Below are 15,129 nucleotides of genomic sequence, written 5' to 3'. Positions count from 1 at the left end.
GTCGTGGGACGATTCCATCGCGGCTTGGACGAAAGCATCGCCGCGTGCGCTCACTTGCGCGGGCGAGGCTTCGCTCGGGTGCGTTTGCCGATCGTCGCGGGCTGCTGCGTGCCCTTCGCACCGTCGCTTCGCGCGGCGCCGAGACGCTCCATCCAGGCCAGTCCGTCGACGTACGACAGGAAGTGCTGAAGGTAGCCCGGCGACGTTTCGCGCATCAGCGCGATCGAACGATGCACGAGGGCACTGGAGTTCAACGGGCCGGCGTCGTCGGCCGTATACGCGAGGGATTCGCGCATCTGGCTTTCGGTGCGCACGCTCGACCAGAGCGCGCGAAACGCGTCGAGGATACCGAGCTCGGGATACGGCACCGGCGCCGCCGCGTCGCGCGCCGCCGCCCGCGCGGAGAGTTCGTCGACGAGCTGACGCAGGCCGCCCGCGGCGGGCGTCGCCACCGCGGCCTGCTTCGCATCGTCGTCGCGGCGCTTACGGGCCATGCGCCGCCGGACCGGTGCTGGAGGACTTCGGCACCGGCGCGAGTTCGACGCGGCGGTTCTTCGCACGGCCTTCCTCGTCCGCGTTGGAACCGACCGGCTGCTCGGCGCCGAAGGCGGCGGCGAACACGGACGACGCGGGCACACCGTCGTCGATCAACGTGCGCGTGACCGTCAACGCGCGCTCCGCCGAGAGCTCCCAGTTGTCGGCGAACCGGCGGTTGCCGTCGTGCACCTGCTGGTCGTCGGTGAAGCCGCTGACCATCAGCAGTTCGCCCCGCGACGCGAGATAACCCGACAACGGCCCCGCGAGCGTCTTCAGCAACTCGCGGCCCTCCGGCTGCAGCTGGTCGGAGTTGAGCGCGAAAAGCACGCTGCCGCGGATACCGATGCGTCCGTTGACCAGCGTCACGCGCCCCGCCGCGAGCGGCACGGCGAGCGCCTGCTCGAGCGTCGTGCGCCGCTGCTCTTCTGCCTGCCGGTGCTTCACCTCTTCGTCGAGACGGCTCGACAGCGCGAGCTGCATCCCAATGACACCGACGAGGATCAGCACGAACGCGCCGAGCAGCACGGACATCAGGTCGCCGAAGGCGGCCCAGATCGGCGTACCGGATTCGTTCTCGAATTCCAGCTCGTCGCTCATGCCGCGCCGGCTCCGGCGCGATCGCGCTGGCTGGCGAGGCGTTGCAGGTCTTCGACGATCTGCTTCTGCGAAAGCATGCTGAGGTCGACGACCTCGCGCGCCTGGGCCACGTAGTACGCCAGCTGCTCGTCGCTGCGGGCCATGGATTTGTCGAGGGCGGAGGCCACCTGCTGCAGGTGCTCGGTGAGCACGCCGTTGGCTTCGCCGAACGAGGCCACCGCCGCGCCGAGCGCTTCGCCGAGGCCAGCGATGCCCGACGCGCCTTCGCTCACCTGCGCCGCCACGGTTTCGAGCTTGCCGGTCTGCGCTTCGATGTGATCGGTGAAGCGCGTGCCGACGCGTTCCAGCAGCTCCGCCGATTGCGCGACGAGTGCATCCACCGCCGTGCGCTGCTCGGTGGAGGCGTGGTTCACGGCATCGAGGAGGGTTTCGAGCGTCGCGAGCAGGCGCGTGCGCTCCTCGAGCATCGCCGTGTCGCGCAGCATGCTGTCGGAGAGTTTCTGGCGCAGCTCGGCGACGACCTCGGCCGCCACCTTCGGCGCCTCCGAGGCCGCGTCCAGGAGACGCGAGATCTCGGCGATGGTCTCGCTCGCGCTGGCCTGCGCCTGCGCGGCGACCTGCTTCGCCGTGGACTCGAACGCGTCGCAGATCGCCTGCTGGCGAGCGACGGTCGCATCGCTCGTGGCGGCCCACTGCTCGCCCAGCGTGTCGCCCATGCGGGTGAACGCACCCGTCCATGCGTCGAGACGCGCGTCGTCGCGCGCCTGCAGCGTTTCCTGCAACGCGAGCTGCGTCGCGTCGACCTTCTCGACGAGCGACGCGGCATGTCGTTCGAACGTCGCCGCCGCCTGCGCCAGCGCCTGTTCGTTGCGTGCCGCGGCATCGCGATTGGCTGCCTGCTGCTGCGACAGCGCGGCACCCCAGCCCTCGGCGATCGCCGCGCCCGTGGCGTCCAGGCGCGAGGTCACGTTGTCGACGAGCGTCGCGGAACGCTGACCGAACGTCGTGCCGAACGCCTCCAGCGTGCCGGCGAGCTCGCGGGTCAGGGCTTCGTGGCTGTCGCGCTGCTGACGGACGAGCTCGTCGTTCGCCGCGCGTTGGGCGGCCAACGCGTCGGTCCAGATCGACGACACCTGCGTCGCGGCCGCTTCGAAACCGGTGGAAAGGCCTTCGAGTTGTTGCTTCACGGACGCGTTGATCGCCTCGTGCAACGCGGTGGTCTCGCGCGCCAGCGCGGCCATGGTGGTGTCGACCACGGGCTGGAACGCGGCACCCGCCGCACGGGCGCTCTCGACGACGCTCTCGCGAAGCGACTGCTCCACGGCCGCGGCGAGGCGCTGGTGGATCGCTTCGGTCTTCGCCTGGAACGTCTCCTGGCTGGCGAGCTGACGCTCACCGGCCACGGCGCCCTGGCGTTCGATCGCTTCGATCATCGCCTGCAGGCGATCGACCAGTGCCGGCATCGCTTCGCTCTGCCGCTGCAGCAGGCGGAACGATTCCTCGCGCTGATGCGCGCGGGAATGCACGCGCAGCGTGGTGGCGATCGCGGCGTCGAGCTGCTGCACCACGGCGACGCGTTCGCGGCGGCACAGCGCGGAAAGGAGCCCGAGCATCGCGGAACTGGCGACGCCCGCGATGGAGGTACCGAACGCGAAGCCGAGGCCCTTGACCGGCGCGGCGAGCGAGTTGCGGATCGCCTGCAGGTCGGTGGCGCTCTCGAGCGCCAGGCCCGTGCCGTGCAGCGTGGCCATCATGCCCAGCAGCGTGCCGAGCATGCCCAGCAACACCAGCAGGCCCACGAGGTAAGGGGTGAGCACCGGCGGCGGCAGCGCGACGCGCTCGCCCTCCACGCGCAGGCGCACCGTCTGGCGCAGCGCGGGATGCAGGCGGCCGACCCAGGCGGCGAGCGAGGGCGGCTCGCCGGACAGCTCGCCGACGGCCGCGCCCAGCGAACCCGTCGCCTGACGGGAACGGAAGAGTTCGAGCGCGCCCGCGACGTAGCAGACGCCGATCAACGCCGCGATCGCCGCGCCGAGCGGATTGCTGCCGACGTAGCCGATGCCGATCCAGGCGACGACCGCGAGGCCCACGACGAACACGAAGAGATAGAGGAGATTCCTGAACATGATTTCTCGGTTAGCGGGCGCGGAGCGCCGCAAGCAGGCCTTCGACCGGTTGAAAACGAACGTCCAGTTCGGCGAGCAGGACGCTCTGCATGTCCTTGCGAAAGATGTCGAGCCACGCATCGTGCGTGGCCGTGGCCGGAGCATCCGGCGAGCCCTCGTCCGCGTGCGCGCGACGGAGGCGTTCGAAATGAGTTTCCAGCAGGCCGGGCACCGTGCCCAGGAGACGCTGCTCGCGCGGGCTCAGGGCCAGCTCCATCACGGCATCGAGCTCCGCCAGCCGCGCCATGTCCTCGGACGCCCGGCCGAGGAGGTCGCGCAGTTCGCCGCGCAGGCGACCGGTGGTGCCCTGCATGGCGCGTTGCAGCGTGAGGTAGCGCTGCCGGTAGGGCGCATAGTCGGGCGGCGGCGGCACCCAGCCCTCCACGGGAGGCACGGGCGCCGGCTCGCGCTGGGCTGAAGGCACCAGCTCACGCGCGTTGGCGATCGTCTCGGCCAGGGCCTCGCGCAGGCGCGCGCATTCGGCCGCCGGGCCGTCCTCGAAGGCCGGGGCCTCGTCGGCGGGCTCGGGCAACCGCCCGTCGAGCGCCGTCGACAGGGCGATCGCCTGCGTCCAGTTCAGCCACCCGCTGAGGTGGTCCGGCAACGACTGGCTCGATTGTGGGGCGTCGACGTCCGCGAGGCGCGCCAGGAGGCGGATGAACGTCGGCCCGCGGACGGTCGTCCGACGAGTTGCTTGCACGATGAGACTGGCTGAAAAACCGCCATTTTACACGCTATCGGCGACGGGGACCCTGCCGCGGCACGCGCTGGTGTACAACGCCATGAACCGCTCGTCCCCGACGCCCACCCCATCGAGGTACCTGCCGTGACGACGAAGAAGCCCGGTTCCCGCCGCCATCCGTTTGCCGGCCTGTGGGCGCTCTGCCTGCCGCTGTGCCCGCCCGCGTTCGCCGCGGCGCTCCACGTGCCCCAGGTTCAGGTCGGCCCGCCCGTCGAGGCGATGTACCGCTGTCCCGGCGGCAAATCCTTCCGCGTGACGTACTTCAACGGCAGCAACGGCCAGAGTTTCGCGTTGCTGCCGGTGGACCGCGTGCCGCAGCTGCTCGTCGCCACGGCGTCCGCCGATGGCGTGCGATACCAGTCGGGCTTCGTCACGTGGTGGAGCAAGGGCCGCCAGGGCGACTACTACGACACCCGCAAGGATCCGAACCGCCCCCTGCTGCGCGGCTGCGTCTCGAAGTGATCGGCAGCGCAGAAAACGGCAATCCCCGCACGTACGCCAGGCCTAGCATCGGGAGGCAGGCTGACGGGAACAACCACCGTGGAATCGCAACGCAAGGTCGCCGTGGTCACCGGCGCGTCGCAGGGCATCGGCGCGGGAATCGTCGAGGCGTATCGCCGACTCGGTTTCGCCGTGGTCGCCAACTCGCGCGGCATCCGTCCGTCCACTGACGACGACCTGGTCGCTGTCGCCGGCAGCATCGCCGATCGCAACGTGGCGGCACAGGTCGCCACCACCGCGATCGAACGCTTCGGCCGCGTCGACACGCTGATCAACAACGCCGGGATCTTCCTTTCGAAGCCGTTCGTCGACTTCACCGAAGAGGATTTCCGCAACGCCGTCGACGTCAACCTGGCGGGGTTCTTCCACATCACGCAGTTCGTCGCGCAGCAGATGCTGCGACAGGGCTCGGGTCACATCGTGCAGATCACCACGACGATCGTCGATCAACCGATCGCAGGCGTACCCAGTGGCCTCGCGTCGCTGACCAAGGGGGGCCTCGCCGCCATCACGAGGGGCCTTGCCATCGAGTACGCCAGGTCGGGCATCCGCGTGAACGCCGTCGCGCCGGGCATCATCCGCACGCCGATGCATGCGAACGATTCGCTGGAATTCCTCGCCGGCCTGCATCCGGTGGGCAGGCTGGGCGAGATCGCCGACGTGGTCGACGCGATCCTCTACCTGGAACGGGCCCCGTTCGTCACCGGCGAGATCCTCAACGTGGATGGCGGGCAGCATGCCGGCCGCTGGTAAGGAGTGCGTGCGATGCCCATCGTGACGATTCAGGTGACACGCGAAGGGACGGCCCCGGGTGCGACGAGCACGACGGCCGAGCAGAAGGCGGCCCTGATCCGGGGCGTGAGCCAGCTCCTGCTCGACGTGATGGGCAAGCCGTTCGACAGCACGTTCGTGGTGATCGAGGAAGTGGACCTCGACAACTGGGGCTGGCATGGCCTGCCCGTCAGCGAACTGCGCAAGCGAGCCGGCCCGCCCCGGTAGGAGCGCACCTGGGCGCGATCGGGCGCTCCCTCAGCCTCCATCGCGCCCAGGTGCGCTCCTACGGTCTCAGAGCTTCGCCGATTCGCGCCAGAGGTCGGTGCCGCCGTCACTCGCGTAGCGATCGATCTCCGCCAGCTCCTCCGCCGTGAAGGCGAGGCCGCGCAGCGCGCCGAGCGAATCGTCGAGCTGCTCGACCGTGCGCGCGCCGATCAGGGCCGACGTCACGCGCGGATCGCGAAGCACCCACGCGATGGCCATCTGCGCCAGCGTCTGGCCGCGACGCTCGGCGATGGCGTTCAGGGCGCGAACGCGCTCCAGGTTCGTCTCGTTGAGCTGGCTCTTGCCGAGCGAGCCGTCGCGCGTGACGCGTGCGTCGCTGGGGACGCCCTTGAGGTACTTCGACGTGAGCAGGCCCTGCGCGAGCGGCGAGAACGCGATGCACCCCGTACCGAGGTCTTCGAGCGTGTCGAGCAGGCCGTCCTCGATCCAGCGGTTGAACATCGAATAGTTCGGCTGGTGAATGAACAGCGGCACGCGCTCCTCGGCGAGGATCGCGGCGGCCTTGCGCGTCAGCTCCGGCGAATAGCTCGAGATGCCGACGTAGAGCGCCTTGCCCTGGCGATGGATGTGCGCCAGCGCGCCCATCGTCTCTTCCAGCGGCGTGTCCGGATCGACGCGGTGCGAGTAGAAGATGTCGACGTAATCCAGCCCCATGCGCTTCAGCGACTGGTCGAGGCTGGCGATGAGGTACTTGCGGCTGCCGCCGATGCCGCCGTATGGGCCCGGCCACATGTCCCAGCCCGCCTTCGTGGAGATGATCAGCTCGTCGCGGTAGGCGGCGAGGTCGGTCGCCATGACGCGACCGAAGTTCTCCTCGGCCGAACCGTAGGGCGGTCCGTAGTTGTTCGCGAGGTCGAAGTGCGTGATGCCGCGGTCGAACGCGCGGCGCAGGATGGCGCGGCCGGTCTCGAAGACGTCGGCACCGCCGAAGTTCTGCCACAGGCCCAGCGAGATCGCCGGGAGGTCGATGCCGCTGCGACCGCAGCGGCGGTAAGGCATGAGGTTGTCGTAGCGGTCCGGTGCGGCTTGGTAGGTCACGGGTAACTCCGGGGGACGGGGGACGAAATCAGGCCCCGGATGGTACGCCATGGCCGCGTGGGCGATCTTGCCTGTGCCCCTGCCTCGCGCATGGCCATGGCGGAGGCGGTCCGAATGGCCCGTGAGCCGAATAGGGCGTATATTCGGCTCACTGAATGAGCCGAATAGATCCATTAATCGGCTCAACGCTGGGACCGGTGATGCGCGACGTAACCTGGATATGGCAGCAGGAGGGGTGGCCAGCGTTCCGCTGGCGCGACGACGTGCTCGCACCTTTGCTGCGCGCCTGCCAACTCGCCCAGGGGCGGCTGCTCGGTGTCGCCGGGGCCGCCGATGCCGACACGGACGCCCGCGTGGAGCTCGATGCCCTCCTGCAGAACATCGTGACCTCGTCGGCGATCGAGGGCGAGGCACTGAACGTCGGCTCCGTTCGCTCGTCGCTCGCACGCCGCCTCGGCGTCGACGAAGAAACCGCCAGCCGCACCAGCGCACGAAGCGAAGGGCTCGCAGAGCTGATGCTGGACGCGACCCGTCGTTACGACGACGAGCTCGACCTGGGCCGGCTGTTGCGCTGGCACGCGCTTCTTTTCCCTCCCGAGGCCGGCCTGCTGACGCGGAACCTGCGCGTCGGAGCGCTGCGCGGCGACGAACCCATGCAGGTCGTTTCCGGACGGCTGGATCGCCCTCGTGTGCATTTCGAAGCCCCACCCCGCGAGGGCCTCGAACAAGGCGTCGCCGCGTTCCTGGCGTGGTTCGCCGCGAGCCGGCGCGACACGTCGCTCGACCCGTTGCTACGCGCGGGCGTCGCGCACTTCTGGTTCGTGACGCTGCACCCTTTCGACGACGGCAATGGCCGCCTGACGCGAGCGCTCACCGATCTCGCGCTCGCGCAGGCGGAGCGGCAGGCGATCCGGTTCTACACGATGTCGTCGAGCATCCTCGACGATCGCTCCGGTTATTACGCGGTCCTGGAAGCGAGCCAGAAGGGTGGGCTCGACATCACGCCGTGGCTCGAGTGGTTTCTCGGCACGTTGCTGCGCAGTCTGGAGAAGGCTCGCGGCGACATCGATCGCGTCCTCGACAAGTCGCGCTTCTGGCAGCGCCATCGCGCGCAGGAGCTGTCGGCCGAACAGGTCAAGGTGCTCAACCGCCTGCTCGACGGCGGCGAGCGCGGCTTCGCTAACGGCATCAGCGCATCGCAGTACCAGGCTGTCGCTCGCGTATCGAAGGCGACCGCCACGCGCCATCTTTCCGACCTCCTGGAGAAGGGACTCGTCGAACGGCTCCAGGGCGGCGGCCGCAGCACGCGCTATCGGATCGCCACAACGGGAGCGGGCTCCGATGCGTGAACCGAACCTGCCGCGCATGAAGACGTTCGGTTCCGCGCTGCGCCTCTGGGCCGGCATGCTGGCGTGCGGCGTCGCCGTGCTGCTCGGCTCGGTGCTGATCGGCGGCGCGGATTCGTCGGTCGCCGCCTCGTGGAAGGCGCTGGTCGGGTCCACCGGCACGCCGATGGACGCGATCGTGTGGCAGCTGCGCATTCCGCGTTCGGTCGCCGCCTGCGGCGTGGGTGGCCTGCTCGCCGTCTCCGGCTGCCTCATGCAGATCCTCGTGCGCAATCCGCTCGCCGATCCGTACACGCTTGGCCTTTCCGGCGGCGCCGCCGTGGGTGCCCTCGGCGCGATGCTCGCGGGTGCGGGTGCCGTCGCGACGGCGCTGGGTGCGGCCGCCGGCGCGCTGGTCTCGTGCGTGGCCGTGTTCGTGCTCGCGCACCGCGACCTCCTGGCCCGGGCCCGCGCCGCGCAACGCGAAGACTCCACGGACCTGATCCTGATCGGCGTGATGCTGGCGGCGGGTCTCGGCGCCATCGTCAGCATGATGCTCGTCCTCGCACCCGACAAGAACCTGCGCGGCATGCTTTTCTGGATGATGGGCGACCTCAGCGGCGTCGCGAACTGGCTGCTGCCCGTCGCCACGCTGGCGGCGTGCGTGTTGCTGGTCGTCCCGCTGGGGCGGCAGCTGAACCTGCTGATGCGCGGCGAGGAATCCGCCAGCGCACTCGGCGTGCGGCCCAACGTGGTCAAGTCGGCGATCTTCGTCATCGCCTCGATCGCCACCGCGGTCGCGGTGACGACGGCCGGCACCGTCGGCTTCGTCGGCCTCGTCGTCCCGCATGCGCTGCGCCGCGTCGTCGGCAACGACCAGCGCGTGCTGCTGCCCGCGTGCGCGATCGGCGGCGGCATCGTGGTCACCATCGCCGATACGATTTCACGCGTGGTCGCCGATCCGATCCAGCTCCCCGTGGGCGCCGTGATGGCGATCATCGGCGTGCCGACCTTCATGTTCCTGCTGGTGCGCCGCCGATGAGTCTGGAACTGACGGCGAACGCGCTCCGCGTGACGATGCGCGATCGCGAACTCGTGCGCGGCCTCGACATGCGCGTGGCGCCGGGCGACGTCTGGTGCGTGCTGGGACCCAACGGCGCCGGCAAGTCCACGCTGTTGCGGACGCTGGCCGGACTGCGGCCGGCCGACGGCGGACGCGTCCTGCTCGGTGGCCGCGATGTCGAAAGCTTCCGGCCGATCGAACTCGCCCGCCGGCGCGGCTTCCTGCCGCAGACCATCGTCGACGCCTTCAGCCTCACGGTGATGGAAGCCGTGATGTCCGCACGCCATCCCAGCCTGCCGTTCTGGGCGTGGGGAGAGAGCGACACGGCACCGGCCGTGGACGCGCTGCACACGTTCGAACTCGAGGACCTCGCGCAGCGCGACGTCACGAGGCTCTCGGGCGGCGAGCGCCAGCGCGTGAACATCGCCACGCTGTTCGCGCAGGATGTCGAGCTGCTCCTGCTCGACGAACCGCTCTCGTCGCTCGACCTGCATCACCAGATGAAGACCCTGCACGAGCTGATGCGCGTGGCGACGGAGCAAGGAAGATCGGTGGTCTACACGGTCCACGACATCAACCTCGCCTTCCAGCACGCGACGCACGCCGTGCTGCTCGATGGCCGGGGCGGCGCGCTTGCCGGTCCCAAGGACGACGTCGTCACGAGCGAGCACCTGAGCGCCGCTTTCCACCATCCGATCCACGGCGTGATGCTCGACGACGAGCTGTTCTTCCGCGCCGGCCGCCTCAACGGAACGTCCCCATGATCCGCTATGTCCTCCTGCTCGCCTGCCTCGTCGCGGCGCCGGCTTTCGCCTCCGTCACCGTGGTGGACGACGCGGCCCGCACGGTGACGCTGCCCGCACCGGCGCATCGCATCGTGAGCCTCGCGCCCAACATCACCGACGCCCTGTTCGCCGCCGGCGCCGGCGCCTACGTGGTGGGGACATCGCGGTTCAGCGACTACCCGGAAGCGGCGAGGAAGGTCCCCGTGGTCGGCGACGCGACGATGATCGACCTGGAGCGGATCGTCGCCCTGAAGCCCGACATCGTGGTCGTGTGGAAGAGCGGCAACGCGGCGGCGCAGGTCGAGAAGATCGTGCGCCTCGGCATTCCCGTGTTCTACGCGGAAACCACGCGACTGGCCGACGTGGCCGCCGCGACACGCCGCTTCGGCGTGCTGGCCGGCACCAGCCGCGTGGCCGATCGGCAGGCGACCGCGTTCGAGGAGGCGCTCGCCGGGCTGCGCGCGACCTATGCGGGAAAGAAGCGGCTGAAGGTCTTCTATCAGATATGGGACCGCCCGCTCATGACCATCGGGCGCGCGCAGATCATCGACGACGCGTTGACGCTGTGCGGCGGCGACAACGTCTTCGCCGACCTCACGGTGGCCGCCCCGACGGTGAGCCGCGAAGCCGTGCTGGCACGCGACCCCGACGTCATCGTCAGCGGCGGCGCCGAGGGCGAGTCGCTCGACGACTGGAAGCGGTCCGGATTCCTGACCGCCGTGAAACACCAGAACGTCTTCGCGATCGACGCGCCGACGCTCGCCCTGCCCTCGCCATCGATCCTTCCGGGTGTCCGCACGCTCTGCGTCTCGCTGGACGCGGCAAGGAGTCGCGCCGCGCCCTGAAGGCTTTCACGGCATCTTCTTGCGGTCGTCGTCACATATGGCCCGCTTACACTTGCGGCGAGAACGCCCGGACCGAGAACGCATGACCCCGACCGCGACGACGCCAGGCTCCCGCGATCTCAGCTGGCTCGACGGCGCCGGCGAGGTCGGTGAGCTCATTCGCTCCATGGACTGGACGCCCACCGGCCTCGGTCCGCCCGAATCGTGGCCGCAGAGCCTGCGCACGGTCACGGGCATGCTCCTGCTTTCGCCCGTGCCCATCGTGCTGCTGTGGGGCGAGAAGGGCATCATGATCTACAACGATGCCTATTCGGTTTTCGCGGGAAACCGGCACCCCGCCCTGCTCGGCTCCGAAGTGCGCAAGGGTTGGGACGAGATCGCCGACTTCAACGACAACGTGATGCGCGTCGGCCTCGCCGGCGGCACGCTCGCGTACAAGGATCAGCAGCTGAGCCTGGTCCGGCATGGCAAGCCCGAGCCGGTGTGGATGGATCTCGACTACTCGCCGGTGCTGGGCGAGGACGGCAAGCCGGCGGGCGTGATCGCCATCGTCGTGGAGACGACCGAGCGCGTGCTGGCGGATCAGCGCGAGCGGGAGAACCAGGCGCGCCTGCAGTTCCTCGACGAGCTGCGCGAAGCCACCGCGCGCCACACCGACGCGGACGCGATCCTCGCCACCACGATGCGGCTGCTGGGCGAGCACCTCGGCGTCGCCGTCTGCGCCTATGCCGACATGGAACCCGACGAGGACGGCTTCACCATCCGTGGCGACTGGTCGCGGCCGGGATCGCCCAGCATCGTGGGTCACTACAGCCTCACCGCCTTCGGCACGCGGGCCGTACGGAACCTGCACGCGGGCGCGCCGCTGGTCATCGACGACATCCGGGCCGAACTGGCTCCCGAGGAAGCGAAGACGTTCCTCGACATCGGGCTCGCGGCGACGGTCTGCATGCCGCTGCTGAAGGAGGGCCGCCTCACCGCCCTGATGGCGATCCACGACAAGGCGCCGCGGCGCTGGCAGCCTCGCGAGCTCGCGCTGATGCGTGAGGTCACGGAGCGTTCTTGGTCGCACATCCAGCGCGTGCGCGCCGAGGCCGATGCGCGCGAGAGCGAACGACGCTTCCGCGAGGAACTCGAAGCGCAGGTACGGGATCGCACGGCCGCGCTCGAACGCAGCGAGGCGAACAGCCGGACGATCCTCGAGACCTCGCACCTGTTCCAGGGCCTGATCGACCTCGACGGCACCGTCCGCTTCGCCAACGCGACGTCGCTGGCCGGCATCGGCCGCACGCTCGCGGAGGTCGTCGGCCTGCCGCTGTGGCTGACTCCATGGTTCAGCGAGACACCCGGCATGCCCCGGACGATCGAGGCCGCCGCGCGCCGTGTCGCGGCGGGTGCGACCGAAAACCTGGGCGTGGTGCTGGATCTACCCACCGGCACGCGCGCCTTCGACCTGTCGCTGCGCCCCGTCACGAACGACGACGGCAAGGTCGTGGCCATGGTGTACGAAGCAGTGGAAAAGACGGCGCGCGTGAAGGCCGAGCAGGCGCTTCTTCAGATGCAGAAGATGGAGGCGCTCGGCAATCTCACCGGTGGCATCGCGCACGACTTCAACAATCTCCTCATGGCCGTGCGCGGCAGCCTCGAACTCCTGCGCGAGCGTCTTTCGGACGAGCCGCTGCTTCTGCGCCTCGTCGACAACGCGATGGCCGGTGCCGATCGCGGGAGCACGCTGACACGCCGCATGCTCGCCTTCGCGCGACGTCAGGAGCTGAAGACCGAGCGCATCGACGTGCACGCGCTGGTCGACGGCATGCGCGAGCTGATGCAGCGCTCGCTCGGCGGAACCATCGTGGTGGAAACGCATTTCGCCGCCGATCTGTCGCCGGTGGAAGCCGACGCCAACCAGCTCGAATCGGCGTTGCTCAACCTCGCGGTGAACGCACGCGACGCGATGGACGGCGTCGGCACCATCGTCATCGCGACGAGCGAGGCCTGGGTGCACGACACGGATGGCCCGGTGGCGCCCGGCCGGTACGTTCGCCTGTCGCTCTCCGATTCGGGTGCGGGCATGGACGATGCGACGCTGAAGCGCGCCACCGAGCCGTTCTTCACGACCAAGGGCGTCGGCAAGGGCACGGGCCTGGGACTGTCGATGGTGCACGGCCTCGCCGAACAGCTTGGCGGCGCCCTGCTGCTCAGCAGCCGGCGCGACATCGGCACCACCGCGGAGATCTGGCTGCCCGCCGCGGCGGCTGTCGACCCGGCCGTCCATCCCGCGGTGGCCGTCGGCGCGGAGGCGGTACCCGGCCGCTGCGCATCGGCCGGTTCGATCACGATCCTCACCGTCGACGACGACGATCTCGTCCGCGCGACGACCGTCGAGATGCTCGAGGACCTCGGGTACTCGGTCGTCGCGGCGCGCTCCGGCGCGGAGGCCCTGCGCCTGCTGGAAGGAGCATGCGTGGACCTGGTGATCACCGACCACGCGATGCCGCAGATGACCGGAGCCCAGCTCGCCGCGGCGATCAGGGAACGCCTCCCGGACCTGCCCATCGTCATGGCCACCGGCTACGCGGACCTGCCGCCGGGGCAGACGCTCGACCTTCCCCGCCTCGCGAAGCCGTACTCGCAAGCCACGCTCGCGGACATCGTGGCGCGTACCGTGGTTGCCAGGGAGCAGGCGGCAGGGTGAATCGTCGGATGGGATGCCTGTGCCGCACCATGCAGGTATGATGACCGTCCGATTTCTCCCATAGAGGTATTCGTCCGATGCGCCAGTGATGCCCTTTGCCCGTCCCGGGCGAACTCGACCTTCCCGACTTCGGGGAAGCCGACGGCATGCATTGGAATCGCAGATGACGACGACGTACCTGGCGCTCGATGGCGCTTCTTTCATCCTGCCGGATGGCAGGACACTCTTTTCGGACCTCCACGACACCTTCGACGAACGGCGCACCGGGCTCGTCGGCCGCAACGGTGTCGGCAAGAGCGTGCTCGCCCGCGTGCTCGCCGGGCAGGCCGAAGCGACGAGCGGGCGCGTCGTGCGCCATGGAACGGTGTACTACCTCGCGCAGCGCGTCGCCGACGACGTGGACGAGACGGTCGCCTCGCTCGCAGGCGTCGGCGCGACGATCGACGCACTCGGCCGCATCGAGGCGGGCAGCAGCGATCCGGCCGACTTCGACGCGGTGGACGATCGCTGGGACGCGCGCGAGCGACTGCGCGATGCGCTGGACGCCGACGGCCTCGCGCATGTGGGCGTGGGCGATCCGGCACGGCGGCTGAGCGGCGGCGAAGCGATGCGCGTCGCCCTGCTCGGCGCGCGCCTGCGTGGCGCGGATTACCTGATCCTCGATGAGCCGAGCAACCATCTGGATGGCGCGGCGCGCGTGGCGTTGCTCGACTGGATCCGCGCGTGGCCGGGCGGGCTGCTCGTCGTCAGCCATGACCGGACCCTGCTGCGCGCGATGGAGCGCATCGTGGAACTCACACCATCCGGGCTGCGCAGTTACGGCGGCGGTTACGACGCTTACGCCGAGGCGCGTCAGCGGGAGCGTGAGAACGCCCTGCGCGAACTGGACGCGCGCAAGGCGGAAAGGAAGCGCGGTGAGGCGGCGCTGCGCGATCAGCGGGAGCGTCAGGAGCGACGGCAGTCGCGTGGCAGGAAGGATGCCGCCGACGCGAACCAGGCACCGATCCTGCTCGGCGGGCAGAAAGGACGTAGCGAAGCGAGCGCCGGCCGGCTCCGGCGGCGGCAGGAGGACGCGCGCGATGCGCTGTCCGCGCGCGTGGCCGATGCGTCGAAGCGCGTCGACGACGACGCGTCGGTGGCACTGCTCGTACCCGCTGGAACGGCCGGCGGCCCGCGCCGCGTGGCCTTGCTCGATGGCGTCACCCTTCCCTTCGTGCGCGGTGCGGCGGCACGCGTCGATCTGATCGTGGGCGCGGGCCAGCGCATTGGCGTCGTCGGGCCGAACGGCAGTGGCAAGTCGACGTTGCTGCACGTGCTCGCGGGGAACCGCGACCCGATCGACGGCCGCCGCGACGTGCCGGTGCGCGTGGCCTTCCTGGATCAGCGCCTGGCGACGCTGGACGCCCCGCGTTCGCTGATCGATCAGATGCGCGAGGCGAATCCCGCCGCCGGCGAGGATGCGCTGCGATTGCGGCTCGCCTTGCTCGGCATCGACGCGGGCGGCATCTCGGCGAAGGTCGGCAGCCTCAGTGGCGGCGAGCGGCTGAAGGCCGCGCTGGCGCACGCGCTGGTGGCGGAGCCGCCACCGGGCCTGCTGCTGCTCGACGAGCCGGGCAACCACCTCGACCTCGCGTCGCTCGAGGCGCTGGAGGCCATGCTGTCGCAGTACGACGGCGCGCTCGTCGTCGTATCGCACGACGAGGCCTTCCTCGACCGGCTAGGGCTGACGCACCGCCTGGAGGTAACGGCGAGCGGCTGGGTGATGCAGCCGCTCTGA

At 69.8% G+C, this 15,129-nt stretch carries 14 protein-coding genes; 9 read left to right on the top strand and 5 right to left on the bottom strand.

Features of this window, described 5'->3' with window-relative positions:
* Positions 1-50: 50 nt before the first annotated feature.
* Genes J2X58_RS14985 through J2X58_RS14970 form a run of 4 tightly spaced genes read right to left on the bottom strand, consistent with a single transcriptional unit; the run spans position 51 to position 4,002 of the window.
* Positions 51-494, bottom strand: a complete 444-nt coding sequence (locus J2X58_RS14985; RefSeq protein ID WP_310049105.1) for a DUF2894 domain-containing protein — start codon at positions 492-494, stop codon at positions 51-53.
* Positions 484-1,134, bottom strand: a complete 651-nt coding sequence (locus J2X58_RS14980; protein WP_310049104.1) for an OmpA family protein — start codon at positions 1,132-1,134, stop codon at positions 484-486. Before J2X58_RS14980 ends, J2X58_RS14985 begins: the two co-directional genes overlap by 11 nt.
* On the bottom strand, positions 1,131-3,260 hold the full coding sequence (locus J2X58_RS14975) for a DUF802 domain-containing protein (RefSeq protein WP_310049103.1): 2,130 nt from the start codon (positions 3,258-3,260) through the stop codon (positions 1,131-1,133). Before J2X58_RS14975 ends, J2X58_RS14980 begins: the two co-directional genes overlap by 4 nt.
* A gap of 10 nt (positions 3,261-3,270) precedes the next feature.
* Positions 3,271-4,002: a DUF3348 domain-containing protein gene (locus tag J2X58_RS14970; protein WP_310049219.1), complete on the bottom strand. Its 732-nt coding sequence runs from the start codon at positions 4,000-4,002 to the stop codon at positions 3,271-3,273.
* Positions 4,003-4,125: 123 nt separating this feature from the next.
* Here J2X58_RS14970 and J2X58_RS14965 point away from each other — a divergent pair, with 123 nt between their 5' ends.
* The 3 genes from J2X58_RS14965 (at position 4,126) to J2X58_RS14955 (ending at position 5,541) form a co-directional block, all read left to right on the top strand.
* On the top strand, positions 4,126-4,503 hold the full coding sequence (locus J2X58_RS14965) for an MliC family protein (RefSeq protein ID WP_310049102.1): 378 nt from the start codon (positions 4,126-4,128) through the stop codon (positions 4,501-4,503).
* A 78-nt stretch (positions 4,504-4,581) separates the two neighbouring features.
* Positions 4,582-5,295, top strand: coding sequence for an SDR family oxidoreductase (locus tag J2X58_RS14960; protein ID WP_310049101.1), 714 nt, complete (start codon positions 4,582-4,584; stop codon positions 5,293-5,295).
* Positions 5,296-5,307: 12 nt separating this feature from the next.
* Positions 5,308-5,541, top strand: a complete 234-nt coding sequence (locus J2X58_RS14955; RefSeq protein ID WP_310049100.1) for a 4-oxalocrotonate tautomerase family protein — start codon at positions 5,308-5,310, stop codon at positions 5,539-5,541.
* 66 nt (positions 5,542-5,607) lie between these two features.
* On the opposite strand, the gene mgrA is transcribed toward J2X58_RS14955, so the two are convergent.
* On the bottom strand, positions 5,608-6,639 hold the full coding sequence (mgrA, locus tag J2X58_RS14950; RefSeq protein ID WP_090175168.1) for an L-glyceraldehyde 3-phosphate reductase: 1,032 nt from the start codon (positions 6,637-6,639) through the stop codon (positions 5,608-5,610).
* 200 nt (positions 6,640-6,839) lie between these two features.
* Here mgrA and J2X58_RS14945 point away from each other — a divergent pair, with 200 nt between their 5' ends.
* From J2X58_RS14945 to J2X58_RS14920, 6 genes are all read left to right on the top strand, one after another.
* Complete coding sequence (locus tag J2X58_RS14945; protein ID WP_310049099.1) at positions 6,840-7,988, top strand: Fic family protein; 1,149 nt, start codon at positions 6,840-6,842, stop codon at positions 7,986-7,988.
* Positions 7,981-9,006, top strand: a complete 1,026-nt coding sequence (locus tag J2X58_RS14940; RefSeq protein WP_310049098.1) for an iron ABC transporter permease — start codon at positions 7,981-7,983, stop codon at positions 9,004-9,006. The genes J2X58_RS14945 and J2X58_RS14940 overlap by 8 nt, the downstream gene beginning before the upstream one ends.
* The gene (locus tag J2X58_RS14935) at positions 9,003-9,791 is read left to right on the top strand and encodes an ABC transporter ATP-binding protein (RefSeq protein WP_310049097.1); all 789 of its coding nucleotides are present in this window, start codon (positions 9,003-9,005) and stop codon (positions 9,789-9,791) included. The genes J2X58_RS14940 and J2X58_RS14935 overlap by 4 nt, the downstream gene beginning before the upstream one ends.
* Entirely contained in the window at positions 9,788-10,657 is an 870-nt protein-coding gene (locus J2X58_RS14930; RefSeq protein ID WP_310049096.1) for a cobalamin-binding protein, read from the top strand. The genes J2X58_RS14935 and J2X58_RS14930 overlap by 4 nt, the downstream gene beginning before the upstream one ends.
* Positions 10,658-10,739: 82 nt before the next feature.
* Entirely contained in the window at positions 10,740-13,352 is a 2,613-nt protein-coding gene (locus J2X58_RS14925; protein WP_310049094.1) for a response regulator, read from the top strand.
* A gap of 163 nt (positions 13,353-13,515) precedes the next feature.
* Positions 13,516-15,129 carry an ABC-F family ATP-binding cassette domain-containing protein gene (locus tag J2X58_RS14920; RefSeq protein WP_310049093.1) on the top strand — a complete coding sequence of 538 codons (1,614 nt, stop codon included), beginning with the start codon at positions 13,516-13,518 and terminating at the stop codon, positions 15,127-15,129.

Source organism: Luteibacter sp. 3190 (genome assembly GCF_031456385.1).
Taxonomy (GTDB): Bacteria; Pseudomonadota; Gammaproteobacteria; order Xanthomonadales; family Rhodanobacteraceae; genus Luteibacter.
The sequence above is the reverse complement of the archived record's forward strand: the minus strand, read 5'-3'. Positions and strand labels throughout refer to the sequence as shown.

Bases quoted from the DNA above. Each gene is read 5' to 3' on its own strand.
- J2X58_RS14930 (WP_310049096.1), top strand. From the start codon at position 9,788: ATGATCCGCTATGTCCTCCTGCTCGCCTGCCTCGTCGCGGCGCCGGCT.
- J2X58_RS14980 (WP_310049104.1), bottom strand. From the start codon at position 1,134: ATGAGCGACGAGCTGGAATTCGAGAACGAATCCGGTACGCCGATCTGG.
- J2X58_RS14925 (WP_310049094.1), top strand. From the start codon at position 10,740: ATGACCCCGACCGCGACGACGCCAGGCTCCCGCGATCTCAGCTGGCTC.
- J2X58_RS14955 (WP_310049100.1), top strand. From the start codon at position 5,308: ATGCCCATCGTGACGATTCAGGTGACACGCGAAGGGACGGCCCCGGGT.
- J2X58_RS14945 (WP_310049099.1), top strand. From the start codon at position 6,840: ATGCGCGACGTAACCTGGATATGGCAGCAGGAGGGGTGGCCAGCGTTC.
- J2X58_RS14935 (WP_310049097.1), top strand. From the start codon at position 9,003: ATGAGTCTGGAACTGACGGCGAACGCGCTCCGCGTGACGATGCGCGAT.
- J2X58_RS14940 (WP_310049098.1), top strand. From the start codon at position 7,981: ATGCGTGAACCGAACCTGCCGCGCATGAAGACGTTCGGTTCCGCGCTG.
- J2X58_RS14975 (WP_310049103.1), bottom strand. From the start codon at position 3,260: ATGTTCAGGAATCTCCTCTATCTCTTCGTGTTCGTCGTGGGCCTCGCG.
- J2X58_RS14985 (WP_310049105.1), bottom strand. From the start codon at position 494: ATGGCCCGTAAGCGCCGCGACGACGATGCGAAGCAGGCCGCGGTGGCG.
- J2X58_RS14920 (WP_310049093.1), top strand. From the start codon at position 13,516: ATGACGACGACGTACCTGGCGCTCGATGGCGCTTCTTTCATCCTGCCG.